Here is a 19349-nt window from a genome sequence, read left to right on the forward strand (position 1 = left end):
CCAGCAGGACAGGCGGGTGTTGGTAGCGCGGCGCGCATTACCAAAACCTGCGCGACTGGGCCCCGGCCTCCGCCGGGGAAGCGGAATTGGGGCGCAAGTCTCGACGGTCCGCTGATAGTCCCAGCGTCGAAGTATCCGCGACTGTGCTTCCCCGGCGAAGGCCGGGGTCCAGCAGGACAGGCGGGTGTTGGTAGCGCAGCGCGCATTACCAAAACCTGCGCGACTGGGTCCCGGCCTTCGCCGGGGAAGCAACGATGGGGGGCTAAGCCGCCTCGACCATCCGCTCCCCCGCCGCCGCGCCCAGCAGGCGGCGTTCGATCGTGCGCAGCCGCCCGCTCGCGCCGATCTTCTCGCCGGTCAGGTCGGTCAGATAGAACGTATCCACCGCACGCTCGCCATACGTCGCGACATGTGCCGAATGGATCGTCACCTTCGACTGGAACAGCGCGTGCGCCAGCTGATGCAATAACGCCGGCCGGTCGCGCGCGTTGACTTCGATCACCGTAAACCGGTTTGACGCCTTGTTGTCGATCAGCACGTTGGGCGCGATCGGGAATGCCTCCGCGCGAGTCCGCGGGAGCGGCTTGGCCATCAACCGGTCGACGAGCTTGACGCGGTTCGCCAGCGCGTCCTCGATCGTGATCTTGAGCCGAGCGAGTTGCGCCGCTTCGTCGAACGGCCGCCCGACTGGATCCTGTACGAGGAAATTGTCGAGCGCCATGCCGTCGCGGGTGGTGTGGATTCGCGCATCGATGATGTTGCCGCCCGCGAAATTGATCGCGCCCGCGATCCGGTAGAACAGCCCGGGATGATCCGCCGCATAGACCGTCACCAGCGTCGCGCCGCGTTCGGGATAGACTCGCGCCGCGATCGACAAGGGCGCGTCGCCGGCCTCGACGATCAGCGCGGCATTGTCTGCGATGACATCCTCAGGCTCGGCGACCCAATAGGGTTCGGGCAGCTTGGCCACGAGCGCGTCGAACGTCGCATCGTCCCATTGCAACGTGCCGCACAGCGCAGCCTGCTTGGCCTTGATCCGTTCGGTCCGCCCCTTCTGCTTGTGCCCGAGTCGCAGCACTTCCTCGCCGGCGTCGTACAGGTCGGCGAGCAACTGGCGTTTCCACCCGTTCCACACCCCCGGTCCGACCGCGCGAATGTCGACCACGGTCAGCACCAGCAGCAGCCGGAGCCGCTCGGGGCTCTGCACCACGTCGGTGAAATCGAGAATCGTCTTGAAGTCGGACAGGTCGCGCTTGAACGCGGTCGCCGACATCAGCAGATGCCAGCGCACCAGCCATGCGACCGTCTCGGTTTCCGCGGGGTTGAGCCCGAAGCGCGGTGCCAGCCGCTCGGCCACCTCGGCCCCCAGTACCGAATGATCCCCGCCGCGCCCCTTGGCGATATCGTGGAGTAGCACCGCGACATACAGCACCCGGCGCGACACGATCTGCGGGAACACGCCCGCGCACAGCGGATGGTCCGCGTCGAGTTCACCGCGCTCGATCCGCGCCAGCAGCCCGATCGCGCGGATCGTATGCTCGTCGACGGTATAATGGTGGTACATGTCGAACTGCATCTGCGCGACGACGCGGCCGAAATCGGGAACGAACCGCCCGAAAACACCCGTCTCGTTCATCCAGCGCAGCACCGTCTCGGGATCGCGCGGGGACGTCAGCACATCGAGGAACAGCGCGTTGGCGGTCGGATCCTGCCGGATCTCATCCGCCAGTTTCGCATCGCGCGACGCAGCACGCATCGCAAGCGGATGGATTTCGAGCCCGTGCTTGTCCGCGAGCGCGAACAGCTCGATCAGCCGGACGGGCTTTTCGGCAAGGAAGTCATCGGCCGGAAGCGCAAGCCGCCCGCGCACCAGCGTAAACCCGTTGAGCTTACGCGGCGACCGGCGCAGCACCGGAAACCCGAAGCGCCGCCCGCGCGCCGCGAACTTCTCGTCGAGGTGCGCGAGGAACACCCCCGTCAGATCCCCCGCAGTGCGCGCCTGCAGGAAGTAGAAATGCATGAACCGCTCGACCTTGGATTTCCCCGGGCGATCGGCGAAGCGCATCCGCTCGGCGATCTCGCGCTGCAGGTCGAAGGTCAGCCGGTCCTCGGCACGGTTCGAAATCGCGTGGAGGTGGCACCGCACTGCCCACAGGAAATTCTCGGCACGGTGGAACTGGCGATATTCGTCGCGGCTGAGCAGCCCCGCCTCGACCAGCTCGCCCGGCTCGGTGACGTTATACGCGTACTTCCCGATCCAGAAGAGCGTGTGCAAGTCGCGCAGGCCCCCCTTGGCTTCCTTGACGTTGGGTTCGACGACATAGCGCGTGTCGCCCATCTTCTTGTGCCGCACGTCGCGCTCGGCGAGCTTGTCCGCGATGAACTGGCGCGCGGTATCCGCCTGCACCTCGACCTTGAAACGCTGCGCGGCTTCCTCATACAGCGCTTGGTCGCCCCAGACATAGCGCGCCTCGAGCAAAGCGGTGCGGATCGTCACGTCGTTCTTTGCCTGCCGCACCATCTCGTCGAGCGAGCGGCTGCTGTGGCCAATCTTCAGACCCATGTCCCACAGCGTGTAGAGCATTCCCTCGATCACCTGCTCCGCCCAGGGCGGCTGTTTGCCGGGCGTCAGAAAGCCGACGTCGATGTCCGAATAGGGCGCCATCTCGCCGCGCCCATAGCCGCCGACCGCGATGATCGTGATGCGCTCCGCAGTGGTCGGGTTAGGATTGGGATAGATCCGCTGGACCATGAAGTCGTAGAGCAGCCGCAGCAGCTGATCGACCAGGAACGCCTGCGCCGCCGCCGCTTCCAGCCCGCGCGACGGATGTTCGATCAGCCGTCGCCCGATTTCGGCACGCCCGGCATCGAGCGCTTGCTTGAGCAAGCCGAACGCGCCGCCGCGCAGGGTATTGGCGTCCCCCTCCAGCGCGGCAATGGCATCGGCGAGGGTCCGCCGGTCAATGATCGCACGGCGCTGCGGAAGGGATTCGAAACGGGAGGGCATTTCCGGTAGATAGGGTGCGCGCGCTGGCGCGTCACGCGTGTTGACGCGGCGGACGTGCCGGCGGGGTGTTCCGCTTTGGTGGCAACCAACGGGAAGCGTCGCGAAACGCTTCGGGGCTAGAACACCGCGATGATCGAAACCGATACGATGATGCTCGACCGACCGATCTGGCACAGTCTGGCCGGACGCCATGCCGCGCTTGCGATCGGCGATCCGCGCGCACTGCGCTTTCGCCCGGAGATCAATGCGCTCGGCGACGCTGCGGATGATTCGTTCGACGCGCTGGCAGCCCTCGCTACGTTGATTCCGCCGGGCGAGACGCTCGGGCGGTTTTCGGTCGGCCGTGCGGCGATGCTGCCGGAGACGGTCGTGGAACTGGAGCGCGCGCTGCTCCAGATGGTCGCGACGCGGTTGCATCGTACCGCGCGGGCGCTCGACATCGTCGCACTGGGGGATGCGGATGCGCCTGAAATGCTGGCGCTCGCGACGCTCACCGCGCCGGGTCCGTTTTTCGCAGCGACGCATCTGCAGGGCGGATATGTCGGCGTGCGGCGCGGCGGCCGTCTGGTCGCGATGGCGGGAGAGCGGCTCAAATTGCCGGGGTTCAGCGAAATCAGCGCGGTCTGCACGCATCCCGACTTTCGCGGTCAGGGGTTCGCGCGGGCGTTGATGGAAACAGTGATGGCGCGATTCTTGTCGCGCGGGGAGGGGGTGATCCTCCACACCTTCCCCGACAATCCCGCGGTGGCGCTCTATCGCGCGTTGGGGTTCGAACCACGCCGGGAACTGACCTATACGGTGGCGCGGCGGGCGTGATCGTCCAACGCAGCCTTCCCCGGCGAAGGCCGGGGCCGAGGTGCGCAAAGCTGGTTGATCGATCGCTGCGCCTCGTTGGCAAAACGCGCGCAACTGGGCCCCGGCCTCCGCCGGGGAAGAAAGCTGTGTGTGCGCCAGCCGCTTACGATCGGCTTGGAAAGCCCGCGACCTTTTTTAAACTATCCTTCCCCGGCGAAGGCCGGGGCCCAGGTGCGCAACGCTGGTCGATCGATCGCTGCGCCCCGTTGGCAAAACGCTCGCACCTTTGCCCCGGCCTCCGCCGGTGAAGCGCCCACGGCAGGACGTTACCCCCGCGCCAACGCCTTCAACCGGTACAGCGTCTCCAAAGCCTCGCGCGGGGTCAGCGCATCGACATCCAGCGCCTCGACCTCGGAACGGATCGCGTCGCATTCCTCCTCTTCCGCCTCGATCGCGGCGGCGAACAGCGGCAGGTCGTCGAGTCCCGCCGCCAGCCCGCCCGTCTTCGCGCGCCCCGCCTCCAGCTTCGCCAGCACCGCCTTCGCCCGCGCGATTGTCACCGGCGGCAACCCCGCGAGCCGTGCGACCGCCAGCCCGTAGCTGCGATCCGCCGGCCCCTCGGACACTTCGTGCAGCAGCACCAGCTCGCCCTTCCACTCGCGCGCGCGGACATGGTGAAGCGTCAACGCGTCGCACCGCTCCGCCAGCCGCGTCAGCTCGTGATAATGCGTCGCGAACAGGCAGCGGCAGCGGTTGTCGTCGTGGATCGCCTCGACCACCGCCCAGGCGATCGCAAGCCCGTCATAGGTGGAGGTCCCGCGCCCGACTTCATCGAGGATCACGAAGCTGCGCGGCGTCGCTTGCGCAAGGATCGCCGCGGTCTCGACCATCTCGACCATGAAGGTCGAGCGTCCGCGCGCCAGATTGTCCGACGCGCCGACCCGGCTGAACAGGCGGTCGACCAGCCCCAACGTCGCGGCGGTCGCGGGGACGAAGCTCCCCGCCTGCGCGAGCACCGCGATCGCCGCGTTCTGGCGCAGGAAGGTCGATTTGCCGCCCATGTTCGGCCCGGTGACGAGCCACAGCCGCGAATCCTCGGACAACCGGCAGTCATTGGCGACGAAGCGTTCGCCGCGTTTCGCCAGCGCATCCTCGACCACCGGGTGCCGCCCGCCGGTGATGTCGAAACACGCGTGGTCTACCAGCTCGGGTCGCGCCCAGCCGCCTTCGCAGCCACGTTCGGCATGGCTCCCCGCGACGTCGAGCCGCGCGAGCGCATCGGCGGTGGCGGCGACCGCCTCGCGCCGGTCGAGCGCAGCGGCGATCAAATCCTCGAGATGCGCCGCTTCCGCCGCGAGCGCATGCGCACCCGCCTGCGTCACTTTCTGCGCGACCTCGTGCAGCTCGGGTGCGTTGAAGCGCACCGCGCCCGCCATCGTCTGGCGGTGCGTAAAGCCGCTGTCCGCCTTCATCAGCGCATCCGCCGAGCGCGCAGGCACTTCGATATGATAGCCCAGCACGCCGTTGTGCCGGATCTTGAGCTGCACCACCCCGGTGCGGCTGCGGAAGTCCGCCTCGAGCGCGGCGATCGCACGCCGGCCGCCCGCGCCCGCATCGCGCAGGTCGTCGAGCGCCGCGTCATAGCCCGCCGCGATATAGCCGCCGTCCGATGCATCGATCGGCGGCGACGGGACCAGCGCGCGGGTCAGCAGGTCGATCAGCGCGCCATGCCCGCGCAGCCGTGGGGCGAGATCGGCGAGCAGCGCAGGCGGCGAAGCGATCCCGCCGAGCCGTTCCCCCAGTCGCCACGCCCCGTCGAGCCCGTCGCGCAATTGCCCGAGATCGCGCGGGGAACCGCGCCCGGCCGCGAGCCGCCCGAGCGCCCGCCCGATATCCGCCATGCTGCGCAGCGTTCCGCGCAAGGATTCGCGCAACCCGCTGTCGTCGGACAGCAACGCGACCAGGTCGAGCCGGGCTTCGATCGGCGCGCGCTCCATTAGCGGCGCGCCGAGATCCGCGCCGAGCAGCCGTGCCCCTGCCGCGGTGACGGTGCGATCGACTGAGTCCAGCAAACTGCCCTTGCGCGCACCGGTCGTGGTCTGGGTGAGTTCCAGGCTTTCGCGCGTCGCCGCATCGATCGCCATATGCTGCGTGCTCTGCCCGAGCCGGGGTGGGCGCAGGAACGGCATCGCGCCCTTGGCCGTATGGTCGAGATAGGCAACCAGCCCGCCTGCCGCAGATAGCGCCGCCCGGTCGAACTGCCCGAACCCGTCGAGCGTCGCGACCGCGTAAAGCGCCTTCAACCGCGCCTCGCCGCGCGCGCTGTCGAACTCCGCGCGCGGGCGCAGCATCGTCGCGAGCTCGGCGAAGTCGCTGGTATCGCACGCGATCGTCTCGGCGGGCGCAAGCCGCGCCAGTTCCGCGCTCAGGCCCGCTGCATCGCACGCGATCAGCTCGAACCGCCCGGTCGAAATGTCCGCGGCGGCGATCGCGACCGCGCCGCCCGCCTCGCCGATCGCGACGCACCAATTGGCGCTGCGCGCATCGAGCAACGCTTCCTCGGTCAGCGTGCCCGCGGTCACGACCCGGACGATCGCGCGCGAGACGAGCGTCTTACCGCTGCGCTTCTTGGCCTCGGCGGGGCTTTCGGTCTGCTCGGCGATCGCGACGCGGTGCCCCGCCTTGATCAGCCGCGCGAGATAGCCGTCCGCGGCATGGACCGGCACGCCGCACATCGGGATCGGCACGCCGTGATGCTCGCCGCGTGCGGTCAGCGCGATGTCGAGGCAGGCGGCGGCGATCTTCGCATCATCGAAGAACAGTTCGAAGAAATCGCCCATCCGGTAGAACAACAGGCAATCCGCGGCCTCCGCCTTGAGCGCGAGATACTGCGCCATCATCGGGGTGGGCGCGGCGGCAGTCGGGGCAGGGGCGGGAGAAGCGGATGGCATCGCCGCTGGGTAGCGAAGATTCCGGCGCGCGTCATGTCGTTCGCACCACCGCCGGCTCAAGGGCAATGGTGCGAACGCCGTTCGTCGAGCGAAGTCGCTAGTCCGCGAGGCGCTGAATCGCCGGAACACTGACGGTCCAGTCGGACGCCCCGGACGAAAACGCCCGGATCTCCAGTCTTTCGACATCTCGGGTCAGTTCGACCTGATAGCGAAGCAGGCGCACCTTGTTGCCGCCCGTGGCCCGTTCTCGCGTCCGGAACAGTTGCTCCGAGCGCGCGCCATGGATGATGTCCACCGTAAGATACCCGGACGTGCCAAAGCGCCAGACCGGTCCGTCATCCTGTACGAGCAGCGACACCTCATATGTTCCCGCGCTCGCGGCGGCGTAAGGGCCATAAACGAGGGCATCGTTGCCTTTTCGAACCTGACGAAACGCCGGACGACCACAAAGCGCCGTCGCTTCGCCCAGGGCGCTGCGATATTGCTGGTCGGACCCCACCGTCCCGGCTTTCTGAACCTCGCCGAACCCCAGCTTCTGCGCCTGCGCAAGAACCGCCTGGCGCTTCCCTTCACTCCGGGTTGCGATCCCGATCTCGTCTCCGCCGTAACCGCCCGCAAGGAACGTCAGATGGAAGCCGCTTCTGGCGAAACAGTCCCGAATGAAGTCGTGCGACCAGCCGGATTCGAACCAGCCATCCCGGCGCGCAACAAACAGGGAAACCGGATCGAGGCGTATGCCCCAGTTCCTCCACCACATATTCTGGATCGGCTCGCCGACGAACGCGATGACGCCATCGGGCTTCAGTTTGGTAGCGAGGTCGGCAATCAGCTTCCATGGGCGAAGGCTGTGATGCAGCGCCTGGAAGAAGAACGCCGCGTCATAATGCGCGTCTGCCAGTGTCCCGAGATCGTCAAAATTGAGATCGAGGCGCGTAACGCCGAGGTTGCGTTCGGCACTGCGGTGTCGACTGAGCGCACCGAGGCCGGGATCGATATCGACCGCGTGCACCACGCAACCGGTATAGGCGATGACTTCGGACCCGAGCCCGTGGCCCGCCCCCATGTCGAGCACGGTCGGTCGCCCATCGAGACACGCAAGCGCCTGCATTGAAGCAACGCAACGAACATATTCCGCCAGCACGGCAGCATCCTGAATCCCGGTGGGATTCGGGGCATGCCGCAACGCCGTGTGATCACCCGAATGGAGTTCGCCCTGTTCCTGGTCCAGATCACGGCCGGCGATTTCGCTGTACAGCGCCATTTGCTGCGCGAAATACGCGTCGGAATAAGGCGAAAGGCTCTGGTCGACCGACGTATCGAAGACCAGATCGATCGGTTCATACTTCGCTACGATTGCGGGATCCTGATATCCCCCCGGAGCATTGACAGCATCTTCAACATATTGAGCAAGCGCGGACGTATGGAGAGCTGGCATCATTGCTCCGAATGATATGATCCCGTCACGCTATCTCAAAGAAAGAGTTACGCCACCATTATAATTCGGAATGCTCCATAATAACTGAGGGTCATACTGTATATCGGTGAAGAACTCGTGGGGCAGGAAAGACAATTGCGCCGCCCCACGAACGCCCCCGTCATCCCCCGTTGAGCACCCCGTATACCGCATCATAGCGTCCCTCGCGCTCGGCATTGCGCAGGAACTTGACGCGTTCGACCGTATTCTCCGGCCCCTGCGGGTTCGCTTCCAGCAGCGCCATCGTCTCTGCGATATACGCGTCGAGCGGCATCGAATTGGGGTTCTCGGCATGACCCGGCATCAGGTCGGTCGCGACCGCGGGCGGGGCGATCTCGATCACGTCGATTCCCGTGGCGGCAAGCTGCGAGCGCAGCGATTGCGACCAGCTGTGGATTGCCGCCTTTGTCGCCGAATAGGTCGGCGTCGCGACCAGCGGCACGAATGCGAGGCCCGACGACACCGTCAGGATCGCCGCATCCGATTGTTGGCGCAGATGCGGCAGCAGCGCGGCGGTCAGGCGGATCGGGCCGAGCAGGTTGGTCGCGACCATCGCCTCGGCATCGTGCAGGTCGTAGCGATCCGCGGCGATGTCCTCCGCCTTCATGATCCCGGCATTGTGGAGCACGACGTTGAGCGCGGGGTGATCGCGCGTGACGCTGTCGGCGAACCGCGCGATATCGGCTGCGTCCGACACGTCGAGCAGCGCGGTCGCGATCCCGGGCACCGCGCGCGCCAGCGCCTCGAGCGGCTCGGCACGGCGGCCCGCGACGATCACGTGGTTCCCGCGAGCGTGGAATTGCTCGGCCAGCGCGCGGCCGATGCCCGTTCCGCCGCCGGTGATCAGGATCGTGTTGCCGGTCATCTTCATGCTGTGTCTCCTGTGCGAATGGCCAGACGCAGATATGAGGCTTAGGTTGCTTGCGTAAGAAGGCACCGAAATGTGCCATAGGCACCCCGGGGATACCGATGACGATCGCGCATGATTACCCGCAGGATCTCGACCCCCGCGTCGAGGCACTCGTTACCGAGGTGATCGGACGGGTCGCCGACAAATGGACGATGATCACGCTCGAAGTCCTGACCGAACACGGCGAATTGCGTTTTTCGCGGATCGCGCAACTGGTCGAGGGGGTGAGCCAGAAGATGCTGACCCAGACACTGCGGCAGATGGAACGCGATGGACTGGTGATCCGCACGGTGCATCCTGTCATCCCGCCCAAGGTCGAATATCGGCTGACCGATCTCGGCTTCACGCTGGCGGAGGCATTCTGTGGCGTATGGTCGTGGGCGGCGCACAATCTCGAACGGATCACCGCGGCGCGCGCCGCGTTTGATGGCCGTAGCGTCGACTAGGGGCGTTCCCATCCGGCCAAAGTCTGCTTAAGGCGGGACTATTAGGAGTGCGCCCCCCATGCCTGAAGAATCCAACGTCCAGTTTTCCGAGCGCGAAGCGCTGTTGTTCCACTCGGAAGGACGCCCCGGCAAGATCGAGATCATCGCATCCAAGCCGATGGCGACGCAGCGCGACCTCGCGCTCGCTTATTCGCCCGGCGTCGCGGTTCCCGTGCTGGCAATCGCCGCCGACCCCTCTTGCGCTTATGACTATACCGCCAAGGGCAATCTCGTCGCGGTCATCTCCAACGGCACCGCGATCCTCGGGCTCGGCAACCTCGGCGCGCTTGCCTCCAAGCCGGTGATGGAGGGCAAGGCGGTCCTGTTCAAACGCTTTGCCGACGTCGACGCGATCGACATCGAACTCAAGACCGAGGACCCCGATCGGCTGATCGACGCGATCGAGCTGATGGAGCCGAGCTTCGGCGGCATCAACCTCGAGGACATCAAGTCCCCCGAATGCTTCATCATCGAGCAGACGCTGCGCGCCAAGATGAACATCCCGGTATTCCACGACGACCAGCACGGCACCGCGATCATCTGCGCGGCGGGCCTGATCAACGCGCTGTTCCTGACCGGCCGCGACATCAAGACCACCAAGGTCGTGATGAACGGCGCTGGTGCCGCCGCAATCGCCTGCGCCGAGCTGATCAAGACGATGGGCCTGCCGAACGACCATCTGACGATGATCGACCTGGGCGGGGTGATCTATCAGGGTCGCGAGGACATCAACCAGTGGCAGTCGGCGCATGCCGTCAACACCACCAAGCGGACGCGGGCCGAAGCGCTCGACGGTGCCGACGTGTTCATCGGGGTTTCGGCGGCCGGAGCGCTGCCCGCGCACGAATTGATGAAGATGGCGCCCAAGCCGATCATCTTCGCGATGGCCAATCCCACGCCCGAGATCACCCCGCCCGAAGCCAAGGCGGCGCGACCCGATGCGATCATTGCCACCGGGCGTTCGGATTTCCCCAATCAGGTCAACAATGTCCTGTGCTTCCCGTTCATCTTCCGCGGCGCGCTCGACGTGCGCGCGACGACGATCAATGACGAGATGAAGCTCGCCGCCGCCCGCGCGCTGGCCGCACTCGCGCGCCAGCAGGTGCCCGAGGAGGTCGCGGTCGCTTACGGCGTGCAGCACACCTTCGGCCCCGAATATATCATCCCGACCCCGTTCGATCCGCGACTGATGGAGATCATCCCCGTCGCGGTCGCCAAGGCGGCGATGGATTCGGGCGTCGCGACCAAGCCGATCCTCGACCTCGAAGCGTATCGCGATAAACTGAGGGCGCGCCTCAACCCGACTACCTCGGTGCTGACGCTCGCCTATGAAGGGGCGAAGGCGCATCCGAAACGGGTGTTGTTCGCTGAAGGCGAAGAGGAAGTCGTGTTGCGCGCCGCGATCGCGTTCAAGGACGGCGGCTATGGCACGCCGGTGCTGGTCGGCCGCGACGACGTGCCCGACCGGTTGCGCTCGCTCGGCGTCGTGGATCCGGACGCTTACGAACTCCACAACAGCCGTAATTCCCCGCTCGTCCCGCAGATGGTCGATTTCCTGTATCAGCGGCTCCAGCGGCGCGGCTATCTGCGGCGCGATTGCGAGCGGATGATCAACCAGGATCGCAACATCTTCGGCGCAGTGCTGCTCCAGCTTGGCCATGCGGATGCGATGATCACCGGTATCACGCGCACCTATGCGCACACGATGCGCGAAATCCGCCGCGTGATCGATCCTGCCGAGGGGCAGACCCCGTTCGGCATCCACCTGATGGTCGGGCAGAGCCACACCGTGTTCATGGCGGACACGACGGTCAATGAGCGCCCGACCGCGGAAGAACTCGCCGATATCGCCGAGCAGACCGCACAGGTCGCGCGCCGGATGGGGCATGAACCGCGCGTCGCGTTCCTCAGCTATTCGACCTTCGGCAACCCCGAGGGCAATTGGCTCGACAACATCCGCGCCGCGGTCGGCGTGCTCGATGGCCGTCAGGTCGGGTTCGAATATGAGGGCGAAATGGCCCCCGACGTCGCACTCAACCCCAAGCAGCTGGCGAACTACCCGTTTGCGCGGCTGTCCGGGCCGGCCAATGTGCTGATCATGCCGGGTCTGCAATCCGCCAACATTTCGGCCAAGTTGCTGCGCGAACTGGGCGGCGACGCGGTGATCGGGCCGATGCTGGTCGGCATGGAGAAATCGGTCCAGATCGCGCCAATGACCTCGACCGCGAGCGAACTGGTGACGCTGGCGGTGCTGGCAGCGGGCGGCATCGCGCGCTGATCCCGTCGGTCAGGTGGCGGACAGCGGTGCCGCTGTCCGCCGCGGCGGTAGCGGGGCGGTGTTGAAGTCGTCCAGCCCGGGCGCATAGCGTTCGGGCAGGTCCCGCGCGTTTTCAAGATACGCCTGCCGTACGTCCGGTCGATTCTCGATCCGCTGCAGCATGATCTCCTCGATCGAGGCCGCGGGTAGCTTGTTGGCCTTGGCATAGCGCGCAGCCGCGAGGCTGGTCAGCGTGGCGGTATGATCTTTCTCGCGCACCTTCTGCAACCACCATTGCGCTTGTTCGTCGATCGACCCGACGCACGCAATCGCGGTGCTTTGCGCTCCGGCGACCCCCGCATATTGGGTGCGGACACGGTTCAGTTCGGCAACGGCCTGCGCGTGTTTGGACAAGCCCTCCAGCGCACACGCCCGCAGCGACACGAAATAGCCCATCGCCGCCGGACTCTCCATGTGAGCGGCGTCTGGCGTACGGTGGTCGAGCAAGTCCATTGCCCCGGCATAGTCCCGGGCAAGCAGCATCTGCCTGATGAGGTTGGGCACGATATTTTCGGTCCCTGCGTTGGCACCCGGTGGCCGGTCCAGCGCGGCACGCATGCGTTTGATGCCCTCGGCGCGTTGCCCCTGGTCAGCGAGCCATCGCCCCTGCTGCAGGATTGCCCGGTTGCGATCCCACGCTTCGTCGGGCGTATAGGAGGTGGATAGCCATTGATCGATCAGGTCGATTGCGTCGTCCCGATGGCCGGTTTCGACCAGTGCGGCGGCGTAGCGGTTTCGCGCTGCCGCGCTACCGCTCGTCTCGAAGGCCGCCCGCGCGGCGGAAACGAGGGCGCGGCGCTGGATCGACAGATCGTCCCCCGCCCATTGTTCGATCGCGGGCCAGATCGGCGCGAACTGACGATCGATCAGCATCCCGATCCCGACACCTGGGGACAGGATCGAAGGGAGCAATTGCGTCGCCCCTGCCGTATCGCCGGCGCGCAGGCGGGACAGGATCGCGATCCGTACGTAATCGGACAGGACGACGGGATTGTCCCGCGGATATCCCGCAGACACCAGGGTCGTCACCAGCGCGTTCGCGACGTCGTCCTGCTTTGCATAATAGAGTTGGCGAAGGATGGTCGCGATCAAATCGCTGTCGACGCCATCCAGTGCGGCGGCGCGCAGGCTCGCGGCGCGAATGAGGAGGCGCGCCGCCTCGACCGGCCGCTGACGGCGCGATTCGTCGAAGGCGATCGGGAGCAAAACGTTAGGATCATTCGGGCGCAGCAGTCGGCATTGGTCGAACCCGGCACGTGCTTCCGTACTGCGGTCCATCTGCTCCAGCAAAGCGGCGCGGGCGCACAGGATCTGGCCCCGGAACGCCGTTGGTTGGACGAGGAGCACCAGCGCGCGATCCACCAATTCAAGGCGCGCCGTGTCGGTCGGGGCATTGGCGACTTGTTGCAGAATCGCCATTGCCGGCATTTCGCTGGCCGCAGGCGGCGTGTCGGTCACCTGCGCAGGCGAGACACTCGCGCTAGTCGCAGCGAGCAACGCAATACTTACCAAGATTCGTCGCATGAAATCCCCCGTGTGCCACCCAGCAGGATGCACGGTGCCTCATTCAAAACCTGCCCGCAATCCATTCGCCACTACGCGGAGGAGGTAGACCGGCGCCCGAGAATGCTGTTCCAACAGGCACATGGCCGCAGTTCTCACGTGGGAGACGATTCCGCCCCCTGGTACGCCGCGACGAACGGCTGCAACCACGCTCGATACGGCTCCGCCACCCCCAGCCCGTCGCGGTTGATCGGGCGGCGGACCTGGAGCGCGCTGGCGGTGGCGACCGCGCGCTCGGTCTCGTGCGGGGCGAACACGCCGGGTTCTTCCGCCAGCCCGCAATGCGCCAGCAGCCGTCGCGTCCATTCCCCCGGCGCGTTCACCAGCGCCCCGTACGGCACGACCAGCAAGCGATCGCCGAGACGCGCCTGCCAATAGGCGAGCAACCGGTCCTCCAGCTGCATGTGATGCGCGATGTCGGCGAGGTCGTAGCTCCACGCGAGGCCGTGGATGAAGAAGGTGCGGAACGCGGACCAGGCGTTGTCGAGCGGATCGCGCCGCATCCAGATCAGCGGCGCATCGGGCAGGATCGTCGCGATCAGCCCGAGGCATCGGCTCGCGTCAATCGTCTTGTCGACGATCCGTCCGGTCGCGCCGAAGCGTTCGTCGAGGAGATGGAGGTACAGACCGGCAAGCGCCTCCGGGGTGCCGCCGCCTGCGAAATACCGCGCGAGCGCCTCGCCCGAATTGCCCCCCGCCGCGACCGCGACCTGTTGCAGCAGATTGAGCTCTCCGCCGTCCGCGACCGCGCTGTGGCTCGCGAGGATGTGTTCGACCAATGTCGTGCCCGAGCGGGGCAGGCCGGTCACGAAGATCGGCCGCGCATCGCGGGCGCGGGGCGTATCGGGCGCGCCGATCATCGCTTCGGTGAAGCCGTGCATCGCCTGCTCGGCGTTGGCGGTGTTGCCCGCACGGCTGTACGGCATTTCGCTGCGCAGCAAGGCTGCCCCCCCCGCGAACGCTGCGAAGCTGTTCGCGGGATCGCGCCGGTCGCTGTGATATTTGCCGAGCGCATAGCAATAGCGCGCAAGGTCGCCCGGATGCTGGCGTTCGGCCGCCGGACCATCGGCGATCAGCCGGGCGGCGAGCGGATCCTTTGCCAGATCGATGCTGGTCGCGAGTGACAGCCAGGCGGGGCCCCAGCCGGGCCGCAGCGAGACCGCGGTCTCGAGATGCGCGCGCGCGGCGTCGCGGCGACCGAGCGTCATCGCGGTGTTGCCAAGGACATAGGCGTGACCGGCGGGGTCGGGAATATCGGCAGGCAGGGAGGCGAGCAGATCGTGCGCCGCGCGCAACTGGCCGGTCTGCGTGAGCAGGACGACCTTGGCATACAGTGCCCCCGGCGCGTTGCCGGACGCCGCAATGAACGCATCGATCGCGCGATGGGCGAGCGTCGCCTCACCGCTGACCTGCATCAATTGCGATATCGCCTTCCACTGCGGCCCCAATGCGGCGTCGCCGTCGAGCATCGCGCACACGCACCGGTTGGTGTCTTTCCGGTCCCGCCGCGCCAGCGCAGCCTTCAGCGCTGCGGCATAATGCGAGATGGACGTGTTCGCGAGCGACGGCATGAAGAGTGCAGTCCGATCCTGTCTACCATCATATACTGTAAATTACTTAAATCATTTGCTTGACGCCAAATCAAGGCATGTCAGTTTGGTTAATATCGAGTGAGCGGGGATATGATTCTTAATAAGCAGCGGGGGCTACTATGAAGACACGGGCAGGACTATTTTGCGCAACGGTATTGCTGGCGACCACCAGTGCCAATGCATCAGTGATCAACCTTATCGATCTTGGCGGTGTGGCGGGATCACCGGCGGAACAGGGGTTTAACATCGCCGCGAACTATTGGTCGAAGATGTTCACCAATGACGCGACGATCAATCTGGGCGTGAGCTTTGCGGCGCTTCCGCCGAATGTCATCGGGTCGACGCGGAGCTACGCCTTCGATTATTCCGTTCAGAACTGGGAAAACGGAATCAATGCGACCAAGAGCGGATCGGCGATTGACAGCAACATCGTCCTGCCGACGCTGAACGATGGTTCGGCCAGCTTCATTACCAACGGCACCGATGCCAGTGGCACGCAGAATATCGGTGACGCCTATAAATACGTCACCAGCGGCGATGTCTCGAGCACGACGCTCTATCTCAATTCGTCGGTGATCAAAGCGATCGGCGGGACGCTGGCCAATCCCGGCGCGCTCGACGGAGCGGTGCAGTTCAGCAGCAATTTCGGGTTTGATTTCAACCCGACCGACGGCGTCAGCGCCAATACGTTCGATTTCATCGGCGTCGCCATCCATGAGATCGGCCATGCGCTGGGGTTCGTGTCGGGTGTCGACGCGATCGATTATTTCGCTGACCCGAATGGGCCCGGGGCCGGGGCGCTCGGCTATAGTCTCAACGATACGTCGCTGTTCAGCTCGCTCGACATGTTCCGCTACAGCACCGATCCCACCAACCTCGTCGCCGGCAGCGATCCGGTGCTCGACCTGACCGTCGGCGGCACCAAATATTTCTCGATCGATGGCGGTGCGACCGCATTGTTCGGGAACACCTTTGCGACCGGATCCTACAATGGCGACGGGCGACAGGCATCGCACTGGAAGGATACCGCCAACTGCGAGGTCGGCAACGGAATCATGGACCCGACCTTCTGCTACGCACAGACCGGTGCGGTGACCGCGCTCGATCTCGCCGCATTCGATGCGATGGGCTGGAATCTCAGCGTCGACGCGCTGACCTATTCGACCAAAACCACGTCGCAGATCTACGCGGGCTATTTCGCGGCGTCGGCGGTGCCCGAACCCGCAACATGGGGCCTGATGCTCGTCGGCTTCGGTCTCATCGGCGGCGTAGCACGGCGCAAGACGGAGGGGCGGCGGGTGCCGGCCTAACGGTTCACCGGCGCGGGTGAACATCACCCGCGCCGCCACTACAATCCGCAACCCGGCGCAGCCTTTATATCGGAGGATCGACGCCTTATCTCCCGATCGTGAGTGCTCTTCCCGATCTTGGCGGTCATTCGTCGCTGTACTTGTTGATCGCCGCGGTGGTGGCGGTGATGCTGATCGCGCGGCGCGTGCCGTTCATCGGCCGCTTGCTGTCGTTCGGGCTGACGGCGGGTGCAATCGTGCTGATGCTGGTGATCCTGTCCGAACGCGCACAGTTCGACCCGATGTTCGCACGGATGGCGCAGCGGTTCCAGCTCGGACAGCAACAGGCGGTCGGCGGCGAAACGCGCGTTCGCATGTCCCCCGACGGGCATTTCTGGGTCCGCGTAAAGATCGGCGATTATGAGAAGCGTATGCTGGTCGACAGCGGCGCGACGGTAACCGCGCTCAGCGCGGACACCGCTGCCGCCGCGGGGATCGAACCGCGCGACGCGGTAATGCCGGTGATGATGCAGACTGCCAACGGCACGATCGCCGCGCAGACCGCAACCGTTCGCGAGATCCGCATCGGCAATGTCGTCGCGCGCGACGTGCCGGTGGTGGTGTCGCCCGCGTTCGGCAACATGAACGTGGTGGGCATGAACTTCCTGTCCCGCCTCAAATCCTGGCGCGTCGAGGACGGCGTGCTGATCCTCCAGCCGCATCATCCGCAAGCGGTGAGTTGATCCTCCCCGGCACGGGGAGGGGGACCGTGAGCATTCAGCGAACGGTGGAGGGGGCCCTGCCGCGCGCGGCGCGTCTGCAACACGACCCCTCCGTCAGCCTGCGGCTGCCACCTCCCCGTGCCGGGGAGGATCGTCTAAGCGTCGATGCTCGTCCCCAGCGCGGCATGGACCAGCCCGCCGTCGACCGTAATCGTGTCGCCGACCACATAATCCCCCGCGCGGCTCGCCAGATAGATCGCCGCACCCGCCATATCTTCGTCCACCCCGATCCGCTTCGCCGGAATCGACCGCGCGATCGCCTCGCCGTGGTCGCGGGCGGCCTTGTTCATCTCGCTCGCGAACGCGCCCGGCGCGATCGAGGTGACGTTGATGTGATCGGTCACCAGCCGCGCCGCCATCCGCTTGGTGAGATAGATCAGCGCCGCCTTGGATGCCTGATAGCTGTACGTTTCCCACGGATTGAGCCGCTGCCCGTCGATCGAGGTGATGTTGATGACCTTGGCCGGCCGCCCCGCGCTCGCGGCTGCCTTGAGCGGCGCGTGGAGCGCCTGCGTCAGGAAGAACGGCGATTTGACATTGAGGTCCATCACCTTGTCCCAACCCTTCTCCGGGAACACCTCGAACGGCTCGCCCCAGGCGGCACCCGCATTGTTGACGAGGATGTCGAGCCGGTCGGTATGCTCCGCCAGTTGCGCGGCGAGCGCCTTGCACCCGGCAACCGTCGACACGTCCTGCGGCAACGCGATGCACTTTTCGCCCAGTTCCTCGGCGGTCGCGAAGCAGGCGTCGGCCTTGCGCGCGGAGATATAGACGGTGGCACCTTGCGCAACGAAGCCCGCCGCGATCATCTTGCCGATCCCGCGCGAGCCCCCGGTGACGAGCGCGATACGGCCGTCGAGCCGGAACAGGTTGGTCGTGTCCATTTTTCTTCTCTCCTAAAACTCCCCTTCCGCTTGCGGGAGGGGCTGGGGGAGGGGCGTGCTTCTCGCACGTGGCGCTTGGCCGCACTGCCCTCCCCTAACCCCTCCCGCAGGCGGGAGGGGGATCATGTCGCTCATCCCCCGCGCTTGATCGTCTCGCGCGCGATGATGATCTGCTGGATCTGGCTGGTGCCTTCGTAGATGCGGAACAGCCGGACGTCGCGGTACAGCCGCTCGATCCCGTAATCGGCGATATACCCCGCGCCCCCGAAGATCTGCACCGCGCGGTCGGCAACGCGCCCGACCATCTCGCTCGCATAATATTTGGCGGCGGCGGACTCCATCACCACGTCCTTGCCCGCATCCTTGGCGGCGGCCGTCTCCAGCACCATCGCGCGCGCGACCAGCGCCTCGGTCTTCGAATCCGCCAGCATTCCCTGGATCAACTGATGCTCGGAGATGCTCTTGCCGAACTGAGTCCGCGTCGTCGCATAGGCCACGCAATCCGCGATCAGCCGCTCGGCCACGCCAACACAGACCGCCGAGATATGCAGCCGCCCGCGATCGAGCACGCGCATCGCGATCTTGAAGCCTTCGCCCTCCGCGCCGAGCCGGTTCTCGGCGGGCACCACGACGTCGTCGAAATGCACGTCGGCGACCTTCGCGCCCTTCTGCCCCATCTTCTTCTCGGGCTCGCCGATGCTCACCCCCGCCAGGTCGCGCGGGACGAGGAAGGCGGACACGCCACGCGCACCGGGATCCTCGCCAGTCCGTGCCATCACGGTGAACAGGTCGGCCTTGTCGGCGTTGGTAATGTACCGCTTCGTCCCCGAAAGCCGATACGCTTGCCCGTCGAAGGTCGCGCGCGTCCGCACCGCGCCCGAATCGCTCCCGACCTCAGGCTCGGTCAGCGCAAAGCTGGTGATGATCTCGCCGCTTGCGATCCGTGAGAGCCACGCCGCTTTCTGCTCGGGCGTCCCCGCCATCACCAGCCCCTGGCTGCCGATCCCGACGTTGGTCCCGAAGGTCGATCGGAACGCGGGCGTCGTGCGCCCAAGCTCGATCGCGACCTTGGCTTCCTCGAGCATCGTCAGCCCGAGCCCGCCATAGTCCTCATCGATCGACAGGCCGAACAGTCCCATCTCGCGCATCTCCTGCACGACCGCGGCGGGGATCGCGTCGTCCGCCTCGACTTGCGCCTCGAGCGGGCGGAGCCGGTCGGTGACGAAACGGCGGACCGTATCGATCAGCGCATCGAAGGTTTCGGGGTCGAGTGCCATTCATCCTCTCGCATCGTCTCTGG

The 19349-nt window shown here is 65.9% G+C and carries 13 protein-coding genes; 5 read left to right on the plus strand and 8 right to left on the minus strand.

Features of this window, described 5'->3' with window-relative positions:
* Nucleotides 1-262: 262 nt before the first annotated feature.
* A complete protein-coding gene (locus tag AC3WJR_RS00840) occupies nt 263-3007 on the minus strand; it encodes a [protein-PII] uridylyltransferase (RefSeq protein WP_492721476.1) in 2745 nt (914 codons plus the stop codon).
* A gap of 129 nt (nt 3008-3136) precedes the next feature.
* Here AC3WJR_RS00840 and AC3WJR_RS00845 point away from each other — a divergent pair, with 129 nt between their 5' ends.
* Nucleotides 3137-3823 (plus strand): GNAT family N-acetyltransferase, encoded by a 687-nt coding sequence (locus tag AC3WJR_RS00845; RefSeq protein WP_492721478.1) that lies wholly within the window; start codon nt 3137-3139, stop codon nt 3821-3823.
* Between the two features lie 305 nt (nt 3824-4128).
* On the opposite strand, the gene mutS is transcribed toward AC3WJR_RS00845, so the two are convergent.
* The 3 genes from mutS to AC3WJR_RS00860 form a co-directional block, all read right to left on the minus strand.
* Nucleotides 4129-6702 carry a DNA mismatch repair protein MutS gene (gene mutS / locus AC3WJR_RS00850; protein ID WP_492724087.1) on the minus strand — a complete coding sequence of 858 codons (2574 nt, stop codon included), beginning with the start codon at nt 6700-6702 and terminating at the stop codon, nt 4129-4131.
* Nucleotides 6703-6850: 148 nt separating this feature from the next.
* Nucleotides 6851-8191: a class I SAM-dependent methyltransferase gene (locus AC3WJR_RS00855; RefSeq protein WP_492721480.1), complete on the minus strand. Its 1341-nt coding sequence runs from the start codon at nt 8189-8191 to the stop codon at nt 6851-6853.
* Nucleotides 8192-8348: 157 nt separating this feature from the next.
* Nucleotides 8349-9098 carry an SDR family oxidoreductase gene (locus tag AC3WJR_RS00860; RefSeq protein WP_492721482.1) on the minus strand — a complete coding sequence of 250 codons (750 nt, stop codon included), beginning with the start codon at nt 9096-9098 and terminating at the stop codon, nt 8349-8351.
* A 98-nt stretch (nt 9099-9196) separates the two neighbouring features.
* On the opposite strand from AC3WJR_RS00860, the gene AC3WJR_RS00865 reads away from it, so the two are divergent.
* Together AC3WJR_RS00865 and AC3WJR_RS00870 are read left to right on the plus strand one after the other, a co-directional pair.
* Entirely contained in the window at nt 9197-9583 is a 387-nt protein-coding gene (locus AC3WJR_RS00865; RefSeq protein ID WP_354284171.1) for a winged helix-turn-helix transcriptional regulator, read from the plus strand.
* A gap of 58 nt (nt 9584-9641) precedes the next feature.
* Nucleotides 9642-11900 (plus strand): NADP-dependent malic enzyme, encoded by a 2259-nt coding sequence (locus AC3WJR_RS00870; protein WP_354284173.1) that lies wholly within the window; start codon nt 9642-9644, stop codon nt 11898-11900.
* Nucleotides 11901-11909: 9 nt separating this feature from the next.
* Here AC3WJR_RS00870 and AC3WJR_RS00875 read toward each other — a convergent pair whose 3' ends face one another.
* Nucleotides 11910-13463, minus strand: a complete 1554-nt coding sequence (locus AC3WJR_RS00875) for a hypothetical protein (protein ID WP_492721485.1) — start codon at nt 13461-13463, stop codon at nt 11910-11912.
* A gap of 134 nt (nt 13464-13597) precedes the next feature.
* Entirely contained in the window at nt 13598-15073 is a 1476-nt protein-coding gene (locus AC3WJR_RS00880) for a sulfotransferase family protein (protein WP_492721487.1), read from the minus strand.
* Nucleotides 15074-15279: 206 nt separating this feature from the next.
* Here AC3WJR_RS00880 and AC3WJR_RS00885 point away from each other — a divergent pair, with 206 nt between their 5' ends.
* Together AC3WJR_RS00885 and AC3WJR_RS00890 are read left to right on the plus strand one after the other, a co-directional pair.
* Complete coding sequence (locus AC3WJR_RS00885; RefSeq protein WP_492721489.1) at nt 15280-16404, plus strand: NF038122 family metalloprotease; 1125 nt, start codon at nt 15280-15282, stop codon at nt 16402-16404.
* Between the two features lie 98 nt (nt 16405-16502).
* Nucleotides 16503-17126, plus strand: a complete 624-nt coding sequence (locus AC3WJR_RS00890; RefSeq protein WP_354284183.1) for a retropepsin-like aspartic protease family protein — start codon at nt 16503-16505, stop codon at nt 17124-17126.
* 134 nt (nt 17127-17260) lie between these two features.
* Here AC3WJR_RS00890 and AC3WJR_RS00895 read toward each other — a convergent pair whose 3' ends face one another.
* Together AC3WJR_RS00895 and AC3WJR_RS00900 are read right to left on the minus strand one after the other, a co-directional pair.
* Entirely contained in the window at nt 17261-18049 is a 789-nt protein-coding gene (locus tag AC3WJR_RS00895; RefSeq protein ID WP_492721492.1) for an SDR family oxidoreductase, read from the minus strand.
* Between the two features lie 131 nt (nt 18050-18180).
* Nucleotides 18181-19326: an acyl-CoA dehydrogenase family protein gene (locus AC3WJR_RS00900; protein WP_492721494.1), complete on the minus strand. Its 1146-nt coding sequence runs from the start codon at nt 19324-19326 to the stop codon at nt 18181-18183.
* Nucleotides 19327-19349: the final 23 nt, after the last annotated feature.

The organism is Sphingomonas sp. FW306-05-A, assembly GCF_058782275.1.

Coding starts and splice junctions, on each gene's coding strand:
- AC3WJR_RS00840 (WP_492721476.1), bottom strand. CDS start 3,007: ATGCCCTCCCGTTTCGAATCCCTTCCGCAGCGCCGTGCGATCATTGAC.
- AC3WJR_RS00845 (WP_492721478.1), top strand. CDS start 3,137: ATGATCGAAACCGATACGATGATGCTCGACCGACCGATCTGGCACAGT.
- mutS (WP_492724087.1), bottom strand. CDS start 6,702: ATGATGGCGCAGTATCTCGCGCTCAAGGCGGAGGCCGCGGATTGCCTG.
- AC3WJR_RS00855 (WP_492721480.1), bottom strand. CDS start 8,191: ATGATGCCAGCTCTCCATACGTCCGCGCTTGCTCAATATGTTGAAGAT.
- AC3WJR_RS00860 (WP_492721482.1), bottom strand. CDS start 9,098: ATGAAGATGACCGGCAACACGATCCTGATCACCGGCGGCGGAACGGGC.
- AC3WJR_RS00865 (WP_354284171.1), top strand. CDS start 9,197: ATGACGATCGCGCATGATTACCCGCAGGATCTCGACCCCCGCGTCGAG.
- AC3WJR_RS00870 (WP_354284173.1), top strand. CDS start 9,642: ATGCCTGAAGAATCCAACGTCCAGTTTTCCGAGCGCGAAGCGCTGTTG.
- AC3WJR_RS00875 (WP_492721485.1), bottom strand. CDS start 13,463: ATGCGACGAATCTTGGTAAGTATTGCGTTGCTCGCTGCGACTAGCGCG.
- AC3WJR_RS00880 (WP_492721487.1), bottom strand. CDS start 15,073: ATGCCGTCGCTCGCGAACACGTCCATCTCGCATTATGCCGCAGCGCTG.
- AC3WJR_RS00895 (WP_492721492.1), bottom strand. CDS start 18,049: ATGGACACGACCAACCTGTTCCGGCTCGACGGCCGTATCGCGCTCGTC.
- AC3WJR_RS00900 (WP_492721494.1), bottom strand. CDS start 19,326: ATGGCACTCGACCCCGAAACCTTCGATGCGCTGATCGATACGGTCCGC.